Raw genomic sequence first — 19,847 nt, 5'->3', positions numbered from 1 at the left:
GCGTTCAGTCGCGCCAGGCCGGTTACGGGCCGCCAGCTGAACGGCCCGGAGCGATCGGGCCCGGCACGGGCTGCTTTAACGAAGCCTCAACTCGGCTCCGACCGCTCTCCGACAGCGAGGTTTCGATCATCCCTGCAGCCCGGTTTGACGCTGCCTCAGGCATCGCATGGGCTTTCCGCCGCCTTTCGAGCCCGCTGCGCCGATGAATTTCCCTGTTTCCTGGCCCCGCCCGTCGGCGGCCACGTCTTCCTACTTGCCCGGGTTCGCTCCGGGCATGACGGCGCGCCGTTTTCTGCTGGGCCATGCGCTGTGGCCGTTGGCGGCGCTGCTGGCGCTGTCGCTGCTGAGCATGGGCCTGGGCGGCGATTTCTGGCTCGCCGATCGCTTCTACGCCTGGGAAGGCGGGCGCTGGGCCTTGCAGAACTCGTTCCTGACCGAGCACCTGATCCATCGCTTCGGCCGCGACGCCAGCACCGCGGCGTGGCTGGGCGTGTTCGCGTTCTGGCTGTTCGCGCGCATGCGTCCGGCGCTGAGCGAATGGCGCCGGCCGTTGGGGTTTCTCCTGCTCTCCACACTGATTGCGGTCATGTTGGCGTCGGGACTCAAGTCGGTGACCAACATGGACTGCCCCTGGGACCTGAGCCGCTACGGCGGCGCCAACGCTTACTTCGGCCTGTTCGATGCGCGCCCGGCGGGACTGGAGCGCGGCATCTGCTTCCCGGCCGGCCACGCCAGCGCGGGGTATTCCTGGGTGGCGTTGTACTTCTTCTTTTTGTTCGTGCAGCCGCGGCTGCGCTGGACCGGGCTGGCGATCGGCCTGGGCCTGGGCCTGCTGTTCGGTTTCTCGCAGCAAATGCGCGGCGCGCATTTTCTCTCGCACGACGTGTGGACGCTGGGAATCAGCTGGTTCGTCGCGCTGGCCCTGTATCTGACGATGGCGCGGCGCGAGGCGCCGGCGACGGCGCCGGCCGCGGTGGCACTGCTGCGGAGCGCCGGCCGATGAGCGTCGCGACCCGCGTTCAACCGCGTTGGCCGGCCTGGTTCGCGTATCGGCCGCAAGCGCGCGTGGAGACCCTCATCGCGCTGGCCAGCATGTTCTTCGCCACCTTCGCCAACAACGCGTTCTGGCGCGCGGCGTCGGCGGCCGGAGCGATGAGTACCGCGCACGGCGCCTGGGTGGCGGTGTGCATGTTCGTGGCGATCGTGGCGATCACCATGCTGCTGCTGGGCCTGTTGCTCAATCGCTGGACGGTGAAGCCGCTGCTGACGGTGCTGTTGCTGGTGACCGCGGGCGCGGCCCACTTCATGAGCCAGTACGGCATCTACCTGGACACGGGCATGGTCCGCAACGTGCTCCAGTCCGACGGCAAGGAATCGCGCGAACTGGTCACCGCCGGCTTGATCCTGCCGCTGCTGTTGTACGGCGTGCTGCCCGCGCTGCTGTTGTGGCGGGTGAAAGTGGTGGTGGCGCCGCTGGGTCGCTCGATCCTGCTGCGCCTGGGGTTGCTGGCGGCATCGCTCCTGGTCGCCGGCTTGGCCTTGATGGGCTCGTTCCAGGACATTTCCGCGCTGCTGCGCAATCACAAGGAAATCCGCCATCTGGTGACGCCGGCGAATTATCTGGTGTCGTTGACCCGGGTGGCGCTGGACGATTCGGCCTCGAAAGTACGCGGACGCACGCCCATCGGCACCGACGCGCGCATGGCCGCGCGCCCGGCGGCGAGCAAGCCGCGCCTGCTGGTGATCGTGGTCGGCGAAACCGTGCGCGCGCAGAACTGGGGCTTGAACGGCTATGAGCGCCAGACCACGCCGGAACTCGCGCGCATCGCGCCGGTGAACTTCCCCGACATGACCGCCTGCGGCAGCAGCACCGAAGTGTCGGTGCCGTGCATGTTCTCGCCCTATGGCCGCGAGAACTACGACAAGGACCGCATCCAGGGCTCGGAATCGCTGCTCAACGTGCTGGAGTACGCCGGCATCCAGACCTTGTGGCGCGACAACCAGACCGGTTGCAAGAACGTGTGCAAGGGCCTGCCGTTCGAGTCGTTCGAACACGGCACCGATCCGAAGTTCTGTACCTCCGAAGGCTGCTTCGACGAAGTCATGCTGGGCGGCCTGCGCGAGAAGATCGGCGCTAAGCCCGGCGATGCGGTAGTGGTGCTGCACCAGTTGGGCAACCACGGCCCGAGTTATTACCAGCGCTACCCGCAGCGCCTGCGCCGCTACAGCCCGACCTGCGACACCAGCGAACTGGGCCAGTGCAGCCGCGAGCAGATCGTCAACGCCTACGACAACGCGGTGTTGGCCACGGACGATTTCCTGGCCCGCACCATCCGCTATCTGGCCCAGGACACTTCGCGCGATACGGCGATGATTTATCTGTCCGATCACGGCGAATCGCTGGGCGAGAACGGCCTGTACCTGCACGGCGTGCCGTATTCGATCGCGCCCAAGACCCAGACCCGGGTGCCGATGGTGATGTGGTTCTCGCCGGGCTTCAGCGCCTCGCGCGGGCTCGACGTGCAATGCCTGCGCAAGGAAGCCGCGCGCCCGGCCAGCCAGGACAACCTGTTCCACTCGGTGCTGGGGTTGATGCAGGTGGAGACCCGCGTGTATCAGAAACGGCTGGATTTGTTTGCGCCTTGCGATGGCGGGGCTGTGGCGAAGGGTTAGGAGCCGGTTCGGAATCTCTTTTGCTCGGTGTTTCCGCGAGGGTGGGGACCAAGAGACTTCAGCGCCATCCTTCCCGTCCGTCATTCCCGCGAAGGCGGGAATCCAGAGACTTCAGCGTCATCCTTCCAGAACGTCATTCCCGCGAAGGCGGGAATCCAGAGACTTCAGCGTCATCCTTCCAGGCCGTCATTCCCGCGAAGGCGGGAATCCAGAGCCTCCAGCGTCATCCCTCCAGTCCGTCATTCCCGCGAACGCGGGAATCCAGCGACTTCAAAGGTTCTCGCACGAAAGGCCCTGGATTCCCGCGTTCGCGGGAATGACGGGCAAAAAGCGGTTCGACGCAACGCTTTGGCTTATCGCACCATCGCACGCCGCACGCCGCACGCCGCACGCCGCACGCCGCACGCCGCACGCCACAGCCACACGAATCAAGTCGCCCCCCACCACCGCCGATGCAGCACGCGCGCATGGCTGCGCCGCAGCCAGCGCCGCACTTCACTCTCGTTGGCGCGCTGCGGATACGGCCACGCCGGCGGCGTCGCCGTTCGCGACACCCAGCCGTTGTCCTGCCCCAGCGCATCGGCGCAGGCGAAATAGCCGTGGTTGACCAACACCTCGAACTCGACATCGAGGAAACGGTCCAGATCGGTGCGGATCTGTCCGATCACTTCCGTGACCAGCGCCGGGCTGTAGCCGTCGGCGCCTTCGTCGCGATGACTGGTCAGGCCCCAGTACACGCCAATCATCGAGCCGCTCTGCGCCTGGCCGAAGAACAGGCGCTTGCGCAGCGCCTCGGCCTGATTGCCCATGACCTGGGTGTAGCGCATCAGCCGCTGCAGCCACCAGCGCTTGGTTTCGAACACGAACGGGCCGCCGGCGTCGGATACCAGCACTTCGCGATAGCGGCGCAAGGTCGGCTCAGTCGCCAGATTGTCGTAGACGCCGCCGTCGCTGAGTTCGATGCGCGCGCGCAATTCGTCGGCGTCGTTGCCCTGGTAATGGCCGCGCTGGTAGTCGCCGGGCGCGGCTTCGAAGCGCACCGGGCCGAACACCGGCGGAAACGACGAAGACGCCGCCACCGCGCAGCTCAGCCGCACGCGCTGCGCGCCGTCGCGCAGGTAGCCGGCGAGGTAGTCGCCGACGCGGCGGCGCGAGAACTCCCAGTTGACACCGAAGGTGAGGTCGGTGGCGCAGAACACGAACGACGGGGTTTCCGGCAGTTCATCCAGATGGCGCTCGCCGAACATGCGCTGATAGCCGCGGTCGAGCAGGCCGATGCGGTGCGACGGCCACAGCCAGTTGTGCGCGGCGGTGGCCAGCACCGGCCAGGTGCGCAGGTCGCGCGCGACCACGGCGCGGAACGGCTCGACCACGCTCGCGCGAAAGTCGATGCGGTCGCTCCAGGCGGCGAAGCTTTCGTGTTCGTCGCGGCGCGTGTCCAGGTACCGGCAGGCGAGCCAGGCCGAGACGATGCTGCCGCCGGACACCGAGCTGACCATGCCCAGGCCGGCCAGCACGCCGGTCTCGTGCAGCCGCAGCAGGCCGCCTAGATGGAACAGCGCGGCGCGGTAGCCGCCGCCGGACAGGCACAGGGCGCGGCCTTCGCGGTCCTTGGCGCCGCCGCTGGCGGCGGCGAGTTCGGCGCGGCGCGCCTCGCGGCGGATGCGCAGGCGTTCGAGTTCGACGTCGGTGCTCTTCATGCGAACGCTCCGGAGGTTTGCGGCGCGACGACAGCATCGCGCGGCCAGCCGGTCATTGTCCGATGAAAGCGTCTCGGTGTTTAGGAATCCCGGTTAGATCGGCTCCGCGCTCCGGCCTCTCTCGGTGCGAGAGAGACCGGAGCGCTCGCGCCCCTGGTCGAGGCGGTCGCTCAGGCTACCTGCACCAGCTCCAGCTCAGCCGGTGCGGCGGCCGGCGCCGTCGCCTCGTCGCTGCCGCGCAACGGCGGCAGCAGTCCCCACTCCCCTAAGGTCCGTACCGCGGTCGCGGTGCCGTTCTCAGCGTGGATTTTCTCGCCCAGCTCGCGCGCGGCCTGGATGCGCTGCGGCTGCAGCGCGTCGTTGATCGCCTGCGCCATCTGTTCGGCGTTGACCGTGCGCCGGTCCAGCGCAGGCGGCGCGGTGCCCAGCTCGTTCATGCGCCGCGCCCAGAAGGGTTGATCGCCGAAGAACGGCACGAACACCGAGGGAATGCCGGCGCGCGCCGCCGCCACCGTGGTGCCGGCGCCGCCGTGATGCATCGCCATCGCCATGCGCGGGAACAGCCAGTCGTGCGGCGCGGCTTCGATCACGTAGATCTGGTCGTCCATGCGCCCCGCGTCGCGGCGCAGCCCGCCCCAGCCGGTCGCCAGCACCGCGCGCCGGCCGCTCAGGCGCACCGCATCGACGACGATGTCGGTGAAGGCTTCCGCGTTGTTGGCCAGCATGCTGCCGAAACCGATGTAGATCGGCTTCTCGCCTTCGGCCAGGAAGTCGGTGAGCGACTGCGGCGGCTGCCATTCGTTGGCCTGATCGAGGAACCAGCTGCCGGTGACGCAGACCTGCTCGGGCCAGTCGTCCGGACGCGGCAGGATGTGGCGGCTGTAGCCGTACAGCACCCGCATGCGTTCGGGGTCTTTGTCGAAGAACGGCCCGTACCACGGGAACAGCGGCAGCTTGAGCTGCGGCCGGATCGCGCCGTTGACCGCCGGCTTGAGCGTGTACCAGGCCAGCAGCTTCATGACCGAGAACAGCGCCATGTTCAACCAGCCGGGGAATTCGCGCTTGGACCAGAACGACAGCGGCGAGAGTTTGCGCGAAGGCGTGAACGGTTGCAGATGCGCCTGCAGGAACGGAACGCCCTCAGCCTCGCCCAGGGCTTTCGCCAGTTGGGTGACGATGCCGGTGCCGATCAACAAGGACGCGCCCTTGCATACCGGCCGCGCTTCCTGGGCCCAGGTCGCGGCCCATTCGGCGAACTTTGCCCGCGTGTGCTGGACCAGGAACCAGGGATTGAGCGCCTTATCGACGGTCTCGGGATTGTTCGTCAGCAGATCGCTGAAGTCGGCGCTGATGCCGCAGAACTCCAGCCCGGCTTCGCGCACCAGCGGGGCGAAGTTCTCGCTGGTGACGATGCGCACCGGGTAGCCGGCGCGATGCAGGGCTTGTCCCAGGCCGATGCAGGGACGCGCATCGCCCTGGGTGCCGACGGTGAAGATCACGATCGCGCCGGGCGTGGTGTCGCTGTTGGCGGCCTGGGTGTTGGCGGAAACGGAAAGCGGAGTGGCGGACACGTGCATCTCCTTACGAATAAGCGGCGATCGCGAGCGGCGCGGCGCCGGCCTGGGCCGGCAGCGGGGTTTCGCGGCGTTGCGGCTCCGCGTGCGGCGCCTGCAGGCGTTCGCGCAACACCCGCGCGATGTGCGCGGCCGAGCGCGGCTCGAGCATGGTCTGGTGATGGCAATCCACGTCGTGCACTTCGATCTTGCCGCCGACGAAGGGCTGCCAGGCGTGGGCGTGGTAGTGCAGCAGGCCGTCGAGGTCGACGTGATCCTTCAGCCGTGCGTTGAAGAACACCACGTCGGCGTCGATCGGGGTCGGCCGGTACCGCCGCGCCAGCATCAGATTGTTGCGGGTGACCGCGGCGACGTTCTCGATCAGCTTGGCGTCGGCCTTCATGATCTCCTGCACCAGCGGGATCGCGAACACCTCGTACTCCTGGCACAGCAGATCGGCCAGGCTGCGCATGTCCTGCGGCGGGTTGTCCTTGGCGCGATGATGGAAGCCGAGGAACTTCAACACCGCCAGCGCCTGCTGGGCTTCGCTGGATTCGACCGGTTCGGCGACGAAGGGATACGAGTCCATCATCGCCAGCAGTTCCACCCGCTCGCCGGTCTGCTGCAACTGCGCAGCGATGGCGTGGCCGATCAGGCCGCCGAGCGACCAGCCGAGCAGGCGGTACGGCCCGTGCGGCTGGATCTTGCGCATCTGCGCGATGTAGTCCGCGGCGATCTCCTCGATGCTGCCCGGCAGCGCGCCGCCGCCGCGCAGACCGCGCGACTGCAAGGCGTACACAGGCAGCTGATCCAGGTGGCGCAGCATCGTCGCGTAGGCCCAGCTGAAACCGGTGACCGGATGGATGCAGAACAGCGGGCGCTCTTCATCGGTCGGGCGCAGCGACAGCACCGCGCCGAGCGGATCGTTCTCGCCGCCGCTGCGTTCCAGGTACGCGGCCAGACTGGCGATGGTCGAGCCTTCGAACAACGCGCCCAGCGACAGTTCGGAATTGAAGTGCTTGGGGAAGGTGGCGATCAGTTCCGCCGCGCTCAGCGAATCGCCGCCGAGTTCGAAGAAATTGTCGTGGATGCCGATCTGTTCGATGCCGAAGATCTGCTGCCACAGCGCCACCAGCTTGCGTTCGATCTCGCTGCGCGGCGCCACGTAGGTCGATTGCCGGTTGCGCGCCGGCGGCACCAGCGCCTTGCGGTCGAGCTTGCCGCTGGGGGTAAGCGGCAGCGCGTCCAGTTCCACGTACACCGACGGCACCATGTAGTCGGGCAGGCGCGAGGACAGCACGCGCCGCACCGATTCGCTGTCGATCTGCGCGGAGGCGGCCGGCACCACGTAGGCGGCCAACATGAGGTGGCCGACCGGATCGCGATGCAGCGCGACCGCGGCCTCGGCGATCGCGTCCAGGGCGCGCAGATGGGTTTCGATATCGCCCAGCTCGACGCGATGGCCGCGGATCTTGACCTGCTGATCGACGCGGCCGAGGTATTCGATCACCCCGTCCTCGCGCCAGCGCGCCAGATCGCCGGTGCGGTACATGCGCGCGCCGGGCGCGGCGTTGAAGGGATCGGGCAGGAAGCGCTCGGCGTTGAGCTCGGGCCGGTTGCGATAGCCGCGCGCCACGCCTTCGCCGGCGATGTACAACTCGCCGATGCTGCCGACCGGCATGGGATTGCGCGCCGCGTCCAGCACGTAGACCTGGGTGTTGAGGATCGGCCGGCCGATCGGCGGCGCCATGCCGGCGCCGGCTTCCACGTCGTGCGCGGTGAGTTCCATCGCAGTGGACCACACCGTGGTTTCGGTCGGCCCGTACAGATTGGTGACCTTGGCCGCCATCTGGGTCAGGCGCTGCGCCAGTTCCACCGGCAGCGCTTCGCCGCCGACCAGCGCGTGCACCTCGTCCAGGCGGATGTCCGAACCGGTCAGCAGGATGCGCCACAACGACGGCGTGGCCTGCATCACGTCGATGCGCTGCTCGCGGATCACCCGCGCCAGCGCCAGCGGATTGCGCGTCACCTCGCTAGTGACCATCACCACGCTCGCGCCGACGGTCAGCGGCAGGAACAGCTCCAGGCCGGCGATGTCGAAGGAGATCGTGGTCTGGGCCAGATAGCGCTGATCCGCCGCGGGCCGCAGCTGCTGCTGCATCGCCCGCAGGAAGTTCCACAGATTGCGCTGGGTGAGCTCCACGCCCTTGGGCACGCCGGTAGAGCCGGAGGTGTAGATCAGATACGCGTTGGCCTCGCTGCGCGCGAGCGGCAGCGGCGCGGCGGTGTCGCTGTCGTAGTGCTCGTCCTGTTCGTGCGCGAACAGCACCGGCAGGTCGCGGCCGCTGAAGGCGTCGGCGAAGTTCGGCGTGGTCAGCAGCGCGCGTGGGGCGGCATCGTCCAGGGTCAGGGCGATGCGCTCCATCGGCGCTTCCGGGTCCAGCGGCAGATACGCCGCGCCGGCCTTCCACACCGCCAGCAGCGCCGCCATCAGCACTTCGTCGCGCGGCAGGGCGATGGCGACGATGTCGTCGGGACGCACGCCGCCGGCGATCAGGCGCTGGGCCAGGCGGGTGCTGGATTCGTCGAGTTCGCGATAGCTCAGGCGGGTTTCGCCGGCCACGACCGCGATCGCATCGGGCGTGCGCGCGGCCTGCTGCTGGAACTGCTCCAGCGCGGTGGTCTGCGGCAGCGGCGCGGCGGTGTCGTTCCAGTGGCTGAGCACCTGCTGGCGCTCGTCGTCGCCGAGCACGTCGATCGCGCCGAGCGTGGTCGACGGATCGGCCAGCACCGAATCGATCAGGCGCATCAGCCGGCGCCGGTGTTCGTCCAGATGCGCGGCCGGATACAAGGTGGGGTTGGCGTCGAAATCGATGATCAGGCCGTTGCCGTCGAGGCGGTCGAACACGAACACCATCAAGTCTTCCGCGCTGCCGTTGTGCAGGTTCTTGCCGCTGGCGCGGTGGCCGCCGAAGCTGCCGTAGTCGTAGGGCTCGATGTTGATGCCGAGCCAGGCCATGTGCTGGTCGGGATTGACCAGGCCCAGGTCGCGGCGCAGGTCTTCGTAGCGGTACTGCTGATGGCGCAGCGCCGACTTGACCACGCGCGAGACCTGCGCGAACAAGTCCGACATGTGCATGTCCGGCTCGAACTTCAGGCGGATCGCGACCACGTTGGCGACCATGCCCGGGGTGTTGCGCATGGCGTGATTGACGCGGCCGGTGACCGGCATGCCGAACACCAGATCGTGCGCGCCGCTGGCGCGGTGGTAATACGCGGCGATCAGGCCGATCAGCACCTGCGGCAGGCTCACGCCGCAATCGCGCGCGATCTGCGCCAGGCGTTCGCGCGAAGCCTCCGGCACATGACCGCTGGCGCGGCGCAGGCCGCCGCCGTTGCGCACGCGGCGACGCGCCAGGGTGACCGCTTCGGGCAGGTCGGACAGTTGTTCCAGCCAGTACTCGCGATCGCGGCGATAGCGATCGGATTCGCGGTAGCTGGTTTCCATCTCCACCAGCGAGGCCACCGTGCCGAAGTCGGCCGGCTCGGGCTCGCGGTCTTCGATGTAGCCGCTGTAGAGCTCGTTCAGACGCTTGGCGGCCATGCCGCCGCTGAAGCCGTCGTAGACGGTGTGGTGCGCGCGCTGGTACCAGCAGTACAGATCGTCGGCGTATTTGAAGATCGCGCCGACCCACAGCGGATCGTGGACCAGATCGACCGGCCGGTTGAGTTCGGCCTGCATCCAGGCGTCGGCGGCCGCGCGCGGATCGGCTTCGCCGCTGAAGTCGATGTAGGGGAATTCGAACGGGTAGTGCTCGCGCACGATCTGATACGGCAGTCCGCCGTGTTCGACGATGCATGCGCGCGTGGCTTCGGCTTCCTGCGCGAACTGGCGCAGCGCGCGTTGGAACAGCGTCGGATCGATCGGTCCATGAATTTCAACCGCTTCGGCGATATTCAGTGTGGCTTCGACCGAGGCGAGCTTCTGGCCGACCCACAGACCGCGCTGTGCGGTGGTCAGGGGCAGGCCGGGGGGATGGACGTCGTTCATGGCGCTTCCTTTGAGCGGCCGCCGGGGCGCGCGCCGCCAACGGCCGACGGACGCAACGTCCGTCGGCGCGTGGTGTTCGACGCGCGCGAGCCTGCGGCCAACTCGTTCTTACGAGTGGCCCCCTCTCCGTGTGTGTTGCGAACTAAGTACAAGCATGGCCGCGGTGCTGCGCACCTGGGCATGGCCTCTTCCGTGTGCATCCGGCGCTTGCGCGCGGACGGCGGGCCTGAATTCTTATGTGTGTTGCTGGGGTACGGCGGGGGAGTGCATGAAATCGGCCTGGACGAACGCGCCAGATGGAGCGCTGATCGCTCGCGCAAGCCGTGGTGTACGAAAACCCGATCGCGCCAAATGGCGTGTTCGGCCTTCGGAATCAATATCCCCGAGCGCTCAAGTCATGTCTATCAAGGCGGATGAGAGCCGGATCACAAGTCGAGTATTTACGGCGCGAGCGTTGAGAGACGGATCACAAGACGGATATGTGAACCTTTTAATGCAGCCCTTTATGAATGGAATAAGTCGCGCGCGGATTTGTCTGACAATGGGTTTTCCCCGGGAAATCGGCTGTTTTCGACAGGTTGGTGCAAGCTGGTTGGAATTCACGCGCGAGTTGTGATGATTTCGGATTTGTTTCCGCTGCGCGCGCGCAGTTTTTAACTTCGCAAAATGGATTCGTCTCAGATCAATATCGATGCGCGTCGCATACGCCGGTGAACTTGCGTGAGTATTTGGCGCTTGCGGAAAAAATCGCCGCAGCGGAAATATCGATTGCAAGCGCGGGCAAAACGGCGAGGTCGATACGAATCCGGCCGGGCGCCGGCACGGCCGCCCGGGATCGGCTATGATGAGAACGGTTCTCATTTGGAGAGGTCCGATGACGGCCTTCCTGTTGCCGGTCGCGGGACCGGAATCCGCATTCCCGCTGCCCACCGCGGCCGCCGCGACGGGCGAGGCCGCCGTGCGCGCCGCGGCGCTGGACGCCGCCGCGCGCCTGTTCGTCGAGCGCGGCCTGGAGCGCGTGGGCCTGGCCGATATCGCCGCCGCGGCCGGGCTGGAGCCGCGCGCGCTGCGCGCCAGCTATGCCTCGCGCGAGCACGTGCTGCTGGCCTTGCAGGAGCGCTTCGTGCGCGACTTCTGCCAGCGCGCGGCGCAGGCCATGGACGCCTGCCGCGAAGGCGACTGGAGCGGCCGCTTGCGCGCCTGGGTGCGCACCGGCGTCGATGGGTATCTCGACAACGTCGCTTTGCACGATGTGGTGTTTCACGACCTGCGCACCCACGACCGCCACGCGTGGCAGGAAAACCCCGTGGTCGATCAACTGGTGGAACTGCTCGAAGGCGGCATCGCCGCGCGCGTGTGGGCCGCGCCGGATCCGCGCATGACCGCGCTGATTTTCTTCACCGCCCTGCACAGCGCGGTGGACCGGGTGATCGTCTGCGGCGAGCCGCAGGACGATCCGGTCCAGGTCAGGCACCGCCTGGCGCAGACGCTGATCGGCTACTTCGAGCGCTCGGTGCAATGGTGGTCGCGGTTCTGAGCGTGGCGGCCGCCGCCACGCGCGCGGCCGCCACGCTCACGCCGCGCGCGTCTGCGCCATCAGTTGGGCGATGCCGTCGCGATGCTCGCTGTCGATGGCTTCGAAGAAACGCGAGCCGATCATCGACTGCGCCTCGCGCAGCGCTTCCAGCGCCGCCTCGGCGTGGCCGCGGCGAAACAGCGACTGGCCCAGCAGCAGCGACGCCAGCGGGGTCTGTTGCTGCAGGCACCAGGCCCGCGCTTCGCGCGCGGCGGCGATGCAGGCATCGTCGTCGCCGAGCTGGTACAGCGCTTCGGCCAGGCCGCTGCGCAGCCAGTAGCGGATTTCGTCTTCGTCCATGCCGGTATCGGCCAGCGCGATCGCCCGCGCCCAATGTTGCGCGGCCTGGCGGGGTTCGCCGTTGACCTGGTGGCCGATCGCCTGATTGGCCAGGTCCAGGACCTGCGACTCGACATCGTCGAGCAGGGGGTTCATATCCGTATGCATGATGGTTCCTTCCTAGGAGCCGGTTACCGCGTGAGTCCGTGGGGTGCAGGCGCCTACAACTCGGGGCTCTGCAAACCAGTTAACGTAGTCTGATAGAAAAAAGGGTCACTGGATGTGGAAAGAATGATCCAGTTCGTCCAGATCATCGTCGCCGGCCCGGCGCCGGCCCGGCCACAGCCCCGGCTGGCGGGGCAGACGCGCGACCAGTCTGGCCCCGCCCAGCGCTGAGTTTTCCACGTGAATGGCGCCGCCGTGGCGCTCGATCACCTGGCGCACGATGCTCAGGCCCAGGCCGAAGCCGCCGGTGGAGCGGTCGCGGCTGCGGTCGAGGCGATAGAAGGGTTCGAACACCCGGCGCCGGTCTTCGGGCGGAATGCCGACGCCGTCGTCCTCGACGATCAGCAGCCAGTCCTCGCCGTCGAGTTCGGCGGCGACGCGGATGGTGTTGTCGGCGTAGCGCACGGCGTTGCGCATCAGGTTGGAGAAGGCGCGGCGCAGGCTGCGCGGCTCGACGTTGACCTCGTCCAGCGCCGGCGAGATCGCCCATTCGATCGTGGTCGAACGAATCCGCAGCTCCTCGGCCGACACGCCGGTGGAGGCGCGCAGGAACGCGGACAGCTGCACCGGTTCCAATGTGGGCTCCGGGCCGTTGCGTTCCAGCATGCCCAGGGTCAGCAGTTCGCCGACCAAAAGATCCAGTTCCTCGACATCGCAGCGCAGCGCATGCACCCGCGCCCGCGCCACCCGATCGTCCAAAGTGTCGGCCAGATTCGCCAAGCCGAATTCCAAGCGCGTGATCGGCGTGCGCAGCTCATGCGAAGCGGCGTTGACCATGTCGCGCTGCGACTGGATCAGCCGGCCGATCTGATCGGCCATGTTGTTGAAGTAGGCGCACAGCTGGCGGATCGAGGAGCCGCCGCGCAGACGCGCACGCGCGCCCAGGTCGCCGTCGCCGAACTGCGCCGCGGTTTCGCGCAGGCGCTCCAGATCGCGCCAGTGCGGCTGCAGCCACATCATCAGGCCCAGCAGCACCATCGCGAACACGGTGAGGTAGGCGATGTAGCGGATCGGAAAATCGTTTTCGTTGTAGCCGATCTGCACGACCTCGCCGCCGGCCAGGCGCAGATAGATGTGGTGATGCTCGCTGCTGCCGTGATCGCTGGCGGTGCCGCCGAGGAGCAGGTCGTCGCGCACGCGCTGCGGCAGCGCGGCCACCTGCGGCGCCGGCATCAGGCTGTAGCGCTCGGGCGTTTGTCGATTTAGCACGGCTAGGCGCAGCGCCAGATCGCGGCCGCTGGCGCCGTCGAGGCGGTCGCGCAGCAGGGCCAGTTCGCCGACGAACTCATGCTGGGCCGATTCGGAATACTGATCCGGAAACAGGTACGGAAACACCTGCTGCACCACCAGGATCGAGCACAGCAGCAGCCCGGCGACGGTCAGGTACAGCCGTACCAGCATCGAAAGCATTCAGTCCTCCCAGGCGATCGGGCTGAACAGGTAGCCACGCCCCCATACGGTCTTGATCTTGCGCGGCTCGTGGGCGTCGTCGGCGAAATGCCGGCGCAGCCGCGAGATGCTGACATCGACCGTGCGGTCCACGCCGTCGAAACCGATGCCGCGCCAGCGCCGCAGCAATTCGTCGCGACTGAGCACGCGGCCGGCGGCCTGGGCCAGGATCACGAACAGATTGTAGTCGGCGGTTTTCAGATCGACCTCTTCGCCCTTCCAGCGCACCTGACGCGCGGTCAGGTCGATCTGCAGACCGCCATAGCTGAGCATCGACGGGCCCGCGGCCTGCGGCTGAGCTTGGCTGCGGCGCAGGATGGCGCGCAGGCGCGCCAGCAGCAGGCGCGGTTCCACCGGCTTGAGGACGTAGTCGTCGGCGCCGACTTCCAGCCCGGTGACCTGATCGAACAGATCCGCGCGCGCGGTGAGCATCACGATCGGCAGACTCGATTGCTTGCGGATCTGGCGGCACACGTCGAAGCCGTCCATGCCGGGCAGCATCAGGTCGAGCACGATCACATCCGGCGGATCGTCCTCGATCGCCGCCAGCGCCTGATCGCCGCGCAGCACCACCGAGGTCTGAAAGTCGTAGCGTTGCAGGTATTCGGAGATCAGCCCGGCCAGACGGGCGTCGTCCTCTATCAGCAGGACTTTATTCATGGCCACCTCATGCGAGCCGGCATGGTAGCGCCGGCTGGTGCGACCCGTTAGGGGGATACAAATAAACACATCTGGCGTTGAGGCTAGCGTCAGGCGGCGAGGCGTGTGTGAACATGCGGGTCCGATAGTGGGGGAAACCCGGAGCGGGCAGGTCCTGAGAACGCGGCGGAACTCAGGCAGACGGGGCATGAGATGCGGGGCGAAAGCGAAACGTTGTCAGTGATACTCGCAGGGGCGCGATGGTTGCAGTCGCGCGCGAATGCATCGGCCCCAGGACGACGCGAACGTGGACGCGCGCGCCGCCGCGACCATGCGCGGCGGTCGCGGCGACGAGCGTGCACATTAGCGCAGCGACTGGGAGATTGCGCCGGATCGGCGCGAAAACAAGCGCGAATGCGGACAGCGCATGCGCGGCGATGCGGCGGCGGCGAACGCGCGGCGGCAAACATTTCTACACGGCGATGCGCGCGCGGCGGCTGACACTTGTCATGCCGGCGTTGTAGCGACAGCGTCGGCGCAATCGCGATTTGCGCAGCGGCGATGATGCGTGGCTCATCGCCGCTCGCGCAGGGCCCGATCGTCGCCTTGCACGACGGCTCGGGCGTTGCCGCGTTTTACATCGAAGCCCACAGCTTCAGCGCTTCCTGTGCGAGTTCATGCGGAAACTCTTCCGGGAAGAACAGCTTGGCGCCTTCGATCCGGCGCACCCCGCGCGAGTTCGGAAACAGCCGGTCCAGATAGTCCGGGCTGGCCGCAGCGAAGATGGTGTCGCCGGTGCCCCACAAGATCCGCACCGGCTGGGTGCGCTGCTTGAGCGTGGCTTCCAGCCCCGCCAGCGGATTGGGGTCGAGCCCCATCGCGTAGGCATCGGTCAGGCGCACGCGTTCGGGCGATTCCACCAGCGGCCGGAAATAGGTGTCGATGGCTTCGTCGCTGGGATGCTGCGGATAGGTGAAGCACAGCACGCCGATGCCCTTGTCCGAACGCGAGAAGGCGTGGTCGGCCAGTTGCGGCGGGAACGTGTCCAGAGCGAATCGGCCGCGGCGCGCGGCTTCGATCACCGGCACCACCGCCGCCGGCGGGCTGTCGATTTCGGTGTCGCAATTGCTCAGCAGCATGCTGCGCACGCGCCGCGGGTGCGCGGCGACCAGCAGTTGCGCGACCTGGCCGCCGCTGTCGTTGGCGATCACGTCCACTTCGTCGATGCCGAGCTTGTCGAGGAAGGCGATCAACATGCCGACCTGATCCGCAGGCGTGACGCTCTGACCTTCGGCGACGCGGGTGTAGCCCAGGCCCAGCCAGTCCGGAGCGATGCAGCGCCGATGCGCGGCCAGTTCGGCCATCACCCCGCGCCACTGGAAGCCGTTGAGCGGAAAGCCGTGCAGCAACAAGGCGACCGGGCCGCGGCCGCGTTCGACGTAGGCGATCTGGCCGTACGACGTCGGCAGGTAGCGCCGCGCGGCGTGGAACGCCGCCGCGTCCCAGGCGCCGTTCGCGCTGCCGCCCGTGGCCGCGGCGATCGCGCCGCCGGCGCAACCGGCGAGCACGCCCGCGCTCATCGCGCTCATTGCGCCCAGGCCCAGTTGAATGAAGCTTCTGCGATTCATGACTTGTCTCCCGGTGCCCCGCGGGGCGTTTCGATGGGAGGCGATGATTCGCCGATCCGGTCATGCGCTCAATGACGCGACAGGTGAAATCTTCATGACCTGGCAGGTCATGGTTTCGGCTGCGCGCGGATTCTATGATGCGCGCCATGCCTGCCTCTCACTTCGTACAAGCCACCGCGTCGAGCGCGTCCTCGTCCCGGCCTTCTCGCGCCCCCGGCGTCGGCGCGCTGCTGCGCGAATGGCGCGGCGCGCGCCGCCTGAGCCAGCTCGATCTGGCCCTGGACGCGGGCATTTCCGCGCGCCACCTGAGTTGCCTGGAAACCGGCAAGGCCCAGGCCAGTCGCGAGATGGTCGAACGATTGGCCGACGCGCTGGACATGCCGCTGCGCGAGCGCAACGCGATGCTGGTCGCCGGCGGCTTCGCGCCGAAGTATCCCGAGACCGCGTTGGCGACGCCGGAACTGGCGCAGATCCGCCGCGCGATCGAATTCATCCTCAAGCAGCAGGAGCCGTACCCGGCCTTCGTGCTCAACCGGCATTGGGACGTGGTGATGGCCAACGAAGCGGCCGCGCGGGTCGGCCAGTTCGTCATGGACGGGCGGCCGAGTGTGCACAGCAACATGATCCGGCAGATCTTCGATCCCGACGATCTGCGCCCGGCGGTGGCCAACTGGGAAGAAGTCGCCGGCGATCTGATCCGCCATCTGCACAACGCCGTGGCGGCGGCGCCGTCGGATACGGTCGCGCGCGATCTGCTCGCCGAAGCGCTGGCCTATCCCGGCGTGCCGGCGCACTGGCGCCGCCGGCAGTTCGATTCGGCGCCGTCGCCGCTGCTGACCACCATCCTGCGCCGTGGCGAACACGAGCTGCGTTTCTTCTCCACCATCACCACCTTCGGCACGCCGCGCGACATTACCCTGGCCGAGCTGCATGTGGAGTGCTGTTTCCCGATGGACGAGGCGACCACGAAGCTGTGCCGGGAACTGCTGACGCGCGGCTGAGGCCGCTTCGATATCAGCCTTCGATAACAGGCAACTTGACGGTTGCATTTCATCCGTGCCAGGATGAAATGCACCCAGGAGGTTGCCTATCATGAACGCATCCAGCAACGATCGTATCGAACGCGAGATTCTGCTCAAGGCGCCGCGCGCCAAGGTCTGGAACGCATTGGCCGACGCCGAGTCCTTCGGGCAATGGTTCGGAGTGAAGCTGCAGGGCCAGCGCTTCGTGCCCGGCCAAGTCACCCAGGGCTACATTACTTATCCGGGCTACGAGCATGTGCTGATGCAGGTGGAGGTCCAGAAACTGGAGCCGCAGCGCCTGCTGTCCTTCCACTGGCATCCGTATGCGGTGGACCCGAACCAGGATTATTCGAAGGAACCGCCGACCCTGGTCGAGTTCATCCTGGAAGAGGCCGAGGGCGGCACCTTGCTGCGGGTGATCGAGTCGGGATTCGACAAGGTTCCGGCGGCGCGGCGCGAAGAAGCGTTCCGGATGAATTCCGGCGGCTGGGACGAGCAGGTCGGGAACATCCAGCGCTATGTCGAATAAGAGCGAGCCGTCCAGACCGGCGCCCGCGCCGCTCAAGGCACCCGCGCTGCGAAAATCGGCGCGGGTGTTCGGCGCGCTCGGCGACGAAACCCGCTTGCGTCTAGTGGTGGCCTTGTGCGCGGGCGGCGCGCTGTCGATCGCGCAGCTGACCGCCGGCACCCAGATCAGCCGCCAGGCGGTGACCAAGCATCTGCAGGTCTTGGCCGAGGCCGGCCTGGTGCGCGATCTGAAAAGCGGGCGCGAGCGCCTGTGGGAATTCGAGCCCACCCAGCTCGATCAGGCGCGCCAATCGCTCGATCGCATCGCCCAGCATTGGGATCAGGCCTTGCTGCGCTTGCAGGCCTTCGTCGAAGACTGAAGCGGCTCAGCGGTCGGTGAGGTCCAGGATCGGGCGGCGATGGTCGCGGCAATAGCGCTCGTACTCCGCGCGCTGGGTCTGCGCCGACGCGCGCAGCCGCACGGTGTCGCCGGGGCCGAGGAATTCGACCGCGCCCATCACGATCACCAGCGCGATCATCGGTTCGGCGCCGACGATCTTCCACCAGTCCACGTTGCCCGGCGGTTCGAACACGTAGTCGCCCGGGCCGATCAGCTCGCCCGTGCACAGCTGGCGGGTGCCGCTGAGGTTGTAGGCATGGATCTCGCCGGTGTGGCGATGCAGCGGCATGGTCACGCCCGGCTCCATGCGCAACAGTTCGACGAAGCCGCGGTCGTCGGCGAAGAAACGCAGCGGCTTGGCGTATTTGCCCGGCGTGGAGGAAGGAATCCACGGCAGATCGGCGCTGGCGCTGATGCGCGCGGGCAGATAGGCGTGCATGGCGTCCGGAATGCTTTGCATGGTCGCGGTTCCTTTAGAGGGAGGGCGGCGCGGTCGTTCAGTCCGCGATCGCCTTGAAGTAGCGGTCGAACGAGGCATCGACCGCGTCGCGGCCGCCGCCGATGATGTTGCGGCCCCAGGTGTAGCCGTACACGTCCTCGAACCCGTAGCGCGCCACGCGTTCGCGCATCGCGCGCACGTCGGCGGGCTTCATCGGGATGTAGTTGGGATAGCTGTACATGAAGGTCACGTGGCGGCGGTCGGACACCACCTGCAGCGCATCGCCCGGGAACAGCGCATCGCCGCGCTCGCCGCCGCGGCGCCAGTGCAGCGCGGTGCTGCCGGTGAAATGGCCGCCGCAACGGATCAGGCTGACGTCGTCGGACAGCGTGAGTTCGTCGCCGCTCCAATAACGGATCAGCGGAGAGGGACGCTGCACCCATTCGCGATCGGCTTGATGCACGTAGATCGGCACGCCGCCCAGCGCCTGGCTCCATTCGACCATCGAGGCGTAGAAGTGCGGATGCGAAATGGCGATCAGGTCCACTCCGCCGCGCGCCCGCAGCGCGGCCACGGCGTCGTCGGTGACCAGGGCCAGGCTCTCCCACAGGATGTTGCCGGCACCGGTCTGCAGATAGACCATGCGCTGGTTGATGGCGAAGTCCGGGCTCAGGCCGATGCCGAGCACGCCGGCGTCGTCTTCGAATTTCAGCGTGTAGCGCTGCGCCAGCGATTCGTGGGTAGTCCAGCGCTGGCCGTTCCAGCCGACGTATTGGCGCTCGTCTTCGCAGATCGGGCATTGCGCCGGCGGCGCGGACGATTCGGAGAACTGGGTGCCGCAGGTTTCGCAGATGGGGTAGGGCATGGCGGGCCTCGTGGAGGTTGGCTGCGCGCGCGAGGAGCGCTTCTGAGATTTTTGTGCGAGGGCCTTCAGGCCCGACGCTTTTCGATCAGCGCTGGGCGACAGCGCTTCAGGATTTGGCGTTCGCGCCGAACAACACCCGCCGTTCTTCCTCGGTGAAATTCGCCGTCTTCGCATACGGATCATCGATGCCTTCGTACGCGAGCTGCGTCGCCGGCCGCGCGCGGATGCTCTCGAACCAGCGCTGCAGATCCGGCGTGTCGGCCAGGTTCTGGCCCAGCCCGGCATGCGGCACGATCCACGGATAGCAGGCGATATCGGCGATGGAATACGCGTCGCCGGCGATGAAGTCGCGGCCCTGCAACTGCCGGTCGAGCACGCCGAACAGTCGCTTGACCTCGCGGGTGTAACGCTCGATCGCATACGGCACCGGCTCGGGCGCGTGCGCGCGGAAATGCCCGGCCTGCCCGGCCATCGGGCCCAGGCCGGCCATCTGCCAGAACAGCCATTGCGTCGATTCCAGTTGCGCGCGTTCTTCGCGCGGCCACAGCTGGCCGGTCTTGCGGGCGAGATAGAGCAAGATCGCGCCGGACTCGAACACGCTCAGCGGCGCACCGCCGTCGGCGGGCGCGTGGTCCACGATCGCCGGGATCTTGTTGTTGGGCGAAATCGCCAGGAATTGCGGCTGGAATTGCTCGCCGGCCGACAGCCGCACCGGGATCACGCGGTGCTCCAGCCCGCTCTCGGCCAGGTACAGCTTGAGCTTCAGGCCGTTGGGGGTGGCGGCGAAATACAGGTCGATCATGAGTCTGCTCCGTGCGGCACCGGGCCGCTTCCATGAGCA

At 67.4% G+C, this 19,847-nt stretch carries 16 protein-coding genes; 6 read left to right on the top strand and 10 right to left on the bottom strand.

Features of this window, described 5'->3' with window-relative positions:
- Window positions 1–274: 274 nt before the first annotated feature.
- The gene (locus tag AB4Y92_RS11255) at window positions 275–1,003 is read left to right on the top strand and encodes a phosphatase PAP2 family protein (protein ID WP_441819723.1); all 729 of its coding nucleotides are present in this window, start codon (window positions 275–277) and stop codon (window positions 1,001–1,003) included.
- Window positions 1,000–2,673 carry a phosphoethanolamine transferase gene (locus AB4Y92_RS11250; protein ID WP_441819722.1) on the top strand — a complete coding sequence of 558 codons (1,674 nt, stop codon included), beginning with the start codon at window positions 1,000–1,002 and terminating at the stop codon, window positions 2,671–2,673. Before AB4Y92_RS11255 ends, AB4Y92_RS11250 begins: the two co-directional genes overlap by 4 nt.
- Window positions 2,674–3,101: 428 nt before the next feature.
- Here the strand turns inward: AB4Y92_RS11250 and AB4Y92_RS11245 are convergent, their stop codons facing one another.
- From AB4Y92_RS11245 to AB4Y92_RS11235, 3 genes are all read right to left on the bottom strand, one after another.
- Window positions 3,102–4,373 carry a patatin-like phospholipase family protein gene (locus AB4Y92_RS11245; protein ID WP_441819721.1) on the bottom strand — a complete coding sequence of 424 codons (1,272 nt, stop codon included), beginning with the start codon at window positions 4,371–4,373 and terminating at the stop codon, window positions 3,102–3,104.
- A gap of 170 nt (window positions 4,374–4,543) precedes the next feature.
- Window positions 4,544–5,944 (bottom strand): glycosyltransferase, encoded by a 1,401-nt coding sequence (locus tag AB4Y92_RS11240; RefSeq protein WP_441819720.1) that lies wholly within the window; start codon window positions 5,942–5,944, stop codon window positions 4,544–4,546.
- Between the two features lie 10 nt (window positions 5,945–5,954).
- A complete protein-coding gene (locus AB4Y92_RS11235) occupies window positions 5,955–9,977 on the bottom strand; it encodes an amino acid adenylation domain-containing protein (RefSeq protein WP_441819719.1) in 4,023 nt (1,340 codons plus the stop codon).
- Between the two features lie 874 nt (window positions 9,978–10,851).
- Between AB4Y92_RS11235 and AB4Y92_RS11230 the strand changes: the two genes are divergently transcribed.
- Window positions 10,852–11,514, top strand: a complete 663-nt coding sequence (locus AB4Y92_RS11230; RefSeq protein ID WP_441819718.1) for a TetR/AcrR family transcriptional regulator — start codon at window positions 10,852–10,854, stop codon at window positions 11,512–11,514.
- A 36-nt stretch (window positions 11,515–11,550) separates the two neighbouring features.
- On the opposite strand, the gene AB4Y92_RS11225 is transcribed toward AB4Y92_RS11230, so the two are convergent.
- The 4 genes from AB4Y92_RS11225 to AB4Y92_RS11210 form a co-directional block, all read right to left on the bottom strand.
- Window positions 11,551–12,000 (bottom strand): hypothetical protein, encoded by a 450-nt coding sequence (locus AB4Y92_RS11225; RefSeq protein ID WP_441819717.1) that lies wholly within the window; start codon window positions 11,998–12,000, stop codon window positions 11,551–11,553.
- Between the two features lie 105 nt (window positions 12,001–12,105).
- The gene (locus tag AB4Y92_RS11220; protein WP_441819716.1) at window positions 12,106–13,467 is read right to left on the bottom strand and encodes an ATP-binding protein; all 1,362 of its coding nucleotides are present in this window, start codon (window positions 13,465–13,467) and stop codon (window positions 12,106–12,108) included.
- Window positions 13,468–14,166 carry a response regulator gene (locus tag AB4Y92_RS11215; protein ID WP_057944841.1) on the bottom strand — a complete coding sequence of 233 codons (699 nt, stop codon included), beginning with the start codon at window positions 14,164–14,166 and terminating at the stop codon, window positions 13,468–13,470.
- 614 nt (window positions 14,167–14,780) lie between these two features.
- Window positions 14,781–15,773 carry an alpha/beta fold hydrolase gene (locus AB4Y92_RS11210; RefSeq protein WP_441819715.1) on the bottom strand — a complete coding sequence of 331 codons (993 nt, stop codon included), beginning with the start codon at window positions 15,771–15,773 and terminating at the stop codon, window positions 14,781–14,783.
- Window positions 15,774–15,919: 146 nt separating this feature from the next.
- Here AB4Y92_RS11210 and AB4Y92_RS11205 point away from each other — a divergent pair, with 146 nt between their 5' ends.
- From AB4Y92_RS11205 to AB4Y92_RS11195, 3 genes are all read left to right on the top strand, one after another.
- Entirely contained in the window at window positions 15,920–16,774 is an 855-nt protein-coding gene (locus AB4Y92_RS11205; RefSeq protein WP_441819714.1) for a helix-turn-helix domain-containing protein, read from the top strand.
- Window positions 16,775–16,865: 91 nt separating this feature from the next.
- Window positions 16,866–17,324 (top strand): SRPBCC family protein, encoded by a 459-nt coding sequence (locus AB4Y92_RS11200; protein ID WP_441819713.1) that lies wholly within the window; start codon window positions 16,866–16,868, stop codon window positions 17,322–17,324.
- Window positions 17,314–17,682 carry an ArsR/SmtB family transcription factor gene (locus AB4Y92_RS11195; protein ID WP_441819712.1) on the top strand — a complete coding sequence of 123 codons (369 nt, stop codon included), beginning with the start codon at window positions 17,314–17,316 and terminating at the stop codon, window positions 17,680–17,682. Before AB4Y92_RS11200 ends, AB4Y92_RS11195 begins: the two co-directional genes overlap by 11 nt.
- A gap of 6 nt (window positions 17,683–17,688) precedes the next feature.
- Here the strand turns inward: AB4Y92_RS11195 and AB4Y92_RS11190 are convergent, their stop codons facing one another.
- The 3 genes from AB4Y92_RS11190 to AB4Y92_RS11180 all read right to left on the bottom strand — a co-directional run bounded on the left by AB4Y92_RS11190 (window position 17,689) and on the right by AB4Y92_RS11180 (window position 19,808).
- Window positions 17,689–18,162 carry a cupin domain-containing protein gene (locus AB4Y92_RS11190; RefSeq protein ID WP_441819711.1) on the bottom strand — a complete coding sequence of 158 codons (474 nt, stop codon included), beginning with the start codon at window positions 18,160–18,162 and terminating at the stop codon, window positions 17,689–17,691.
- Window positions 18,163–18,199: 37 nt separating this feature from the next.
- Window positions 18,200–19,006 (bottom strand): MBL fold metallo-hydrolase, encoded by an 807-nt coding sequence (locus AB4Y92_RS11185; protein ID WP_441819710.1) that lies wholly within the window; start codon window positions 19,004–19,006, stop codon window positions 18,200–18,202.
- 106 nt (window positions 19,007–19,112) lie between these two features.
- Window positions 19,113–19,808: a glutathione binding-like protein gene (locus tag AB4Y92_RS11180; protein ID WP_441819709.1), complete on the bottom strand. Its 696-nt coding sequence runs from the start codon at window positions 19,806–19,808 to the stop codon at window positions 19,113–19,115.
- Window positions 19,809–19,847 lie beyond the last annotated feature (39 nt).

The organism is Lysobacter sp. TAB13 (genome assembly GCF_052113885.1).
Lineage (GTDB): Bacteria > Pseudomonadota > Gammaproteobacteria > Xanthomonadales > Xanthomonadaceae > Lysobacter > Lysobacter gummosus.
This window is presented reverse-complemented; position numbering and strand designations above follow the sequence as displayed.

What these genes read in the sequence shown, in the direction of transcription:
- AB4Y92_RS11190 (WP_441819711.1), bottom strand. Translation starts at nt 18,162, where the DNA reads ATGCAAAGCATTCCGGACGCCATGCACGCCTATCTGCCCGCGCGCATC.
- AB4Y92_RS11200 (WP_441819713.1), top strand. Translation starts at nt 16,866, where the DNA reads ATGAACGCATCCAGCAACGATCGTATCGAACGCGAGATTCTGCTCAAG.
- AB4Y92_RS11215 (WP_057944841.1), bottom strand. Translation starts at nt 14,166, where the DNA reads ATGAATAAAGTCCTGCTGATAGAGGACGACGCCCGTCTGGCCGGGCTG.
- AB4Y92_RS11250 (WP_441819722.1), top strand. Translation starts at nt 1,000, where the DNA reads ATGAGCGTCGCGACCCGCGTTCAACCGCGTTGGCCGGCCTGGTTCGCG.
- AB4Y92_RS11195 (WP_441819712.1), top strand. Translation starts at nt 17,314, where the DNA reads ATGTCGAATAAGAGCGAGCCGTCCAGACCGGCGCCCGCGCCGCTCAAG.
- AB4Y92_RS11255 (WP_441819723.1), top strand. Translation starts at nt 275, where the DNA reads ATGACGGCGCGCCGTTTTCTGCTGGGCCATGCGCTGTGGCCGTTGGCG.
- AB4Y92_RS11220 (WP_441819716.1), bottom strand. Translation starts at nt 13,467, where the DNA reads ATGCTTTCGATGCTGGTACGGCTGTACCTGACCGTCGCCGGGCTGCTG.
- AB4Y92_RS11205 (WP_441819714.1), top strand. Translation starts at nt 15,920, where the DNA reads ATGCCTGCCTCTCACTTCGTACAAGCCACCGCGTCGAGCGCGTCCTCG.
- AB4Y92_RS11245 (WP_441819721.1), bottom strand. Translation starts at nt 4,373, where the DNA reads ATGAAGAGCACCGACGTCGAACTCGAACGCCTGCGCATCCGCCGCGAG.
- AB4Y92_RS11185 (WP_441819710.1), bottom strand. Translation starts at nt 19,006, where the DNA reads ATGCCCTACCCCATCTGCGAAACCTGCGGCACCCAGTTCTCCGAATCG.
- AB4Y92_RS11235 (WP_441819719.1), bottom strand. Translation starts at nt 9,977, where the DNA reads ATGAACGACGTCCATCCCCCCGGCCTGCCCCTGACCACCGCACAGCGC.
- AB4Y92_RS11180 (WP_441819709.1), bottom strand. Translation starts at nt 19,808, where the DNA reads ATGATCGACCTGTATTTCGCCGCCACCCCCAACGGCCTGAAGCTCAAG.
- AB4Y92_RS11230 (WP_441819718.1), top strand. Translation starts at nt 10,852, where the DNA reads ATGACGGCCTTCCTGTTGCCGGTCGCGGGACCGGAATCCGCATTCCCG.
- AB4Y92_RS11210 (WP_441819715.1), bottom strand. Translation starts at nt 15,773, where the DNA reads ATGAATCGCAGAAGCTTCATTCAACTGGGCCTGGGCGCAATGAGCGCG.
- AB4Y92_RS11225 (WP_441819717.1), bottom strand. Translation starts at nt 12,000, where the DNA reads ATGCATACGGATATGAACCCCCTGCTCGACGATGTCGAGTCGCAGGTC.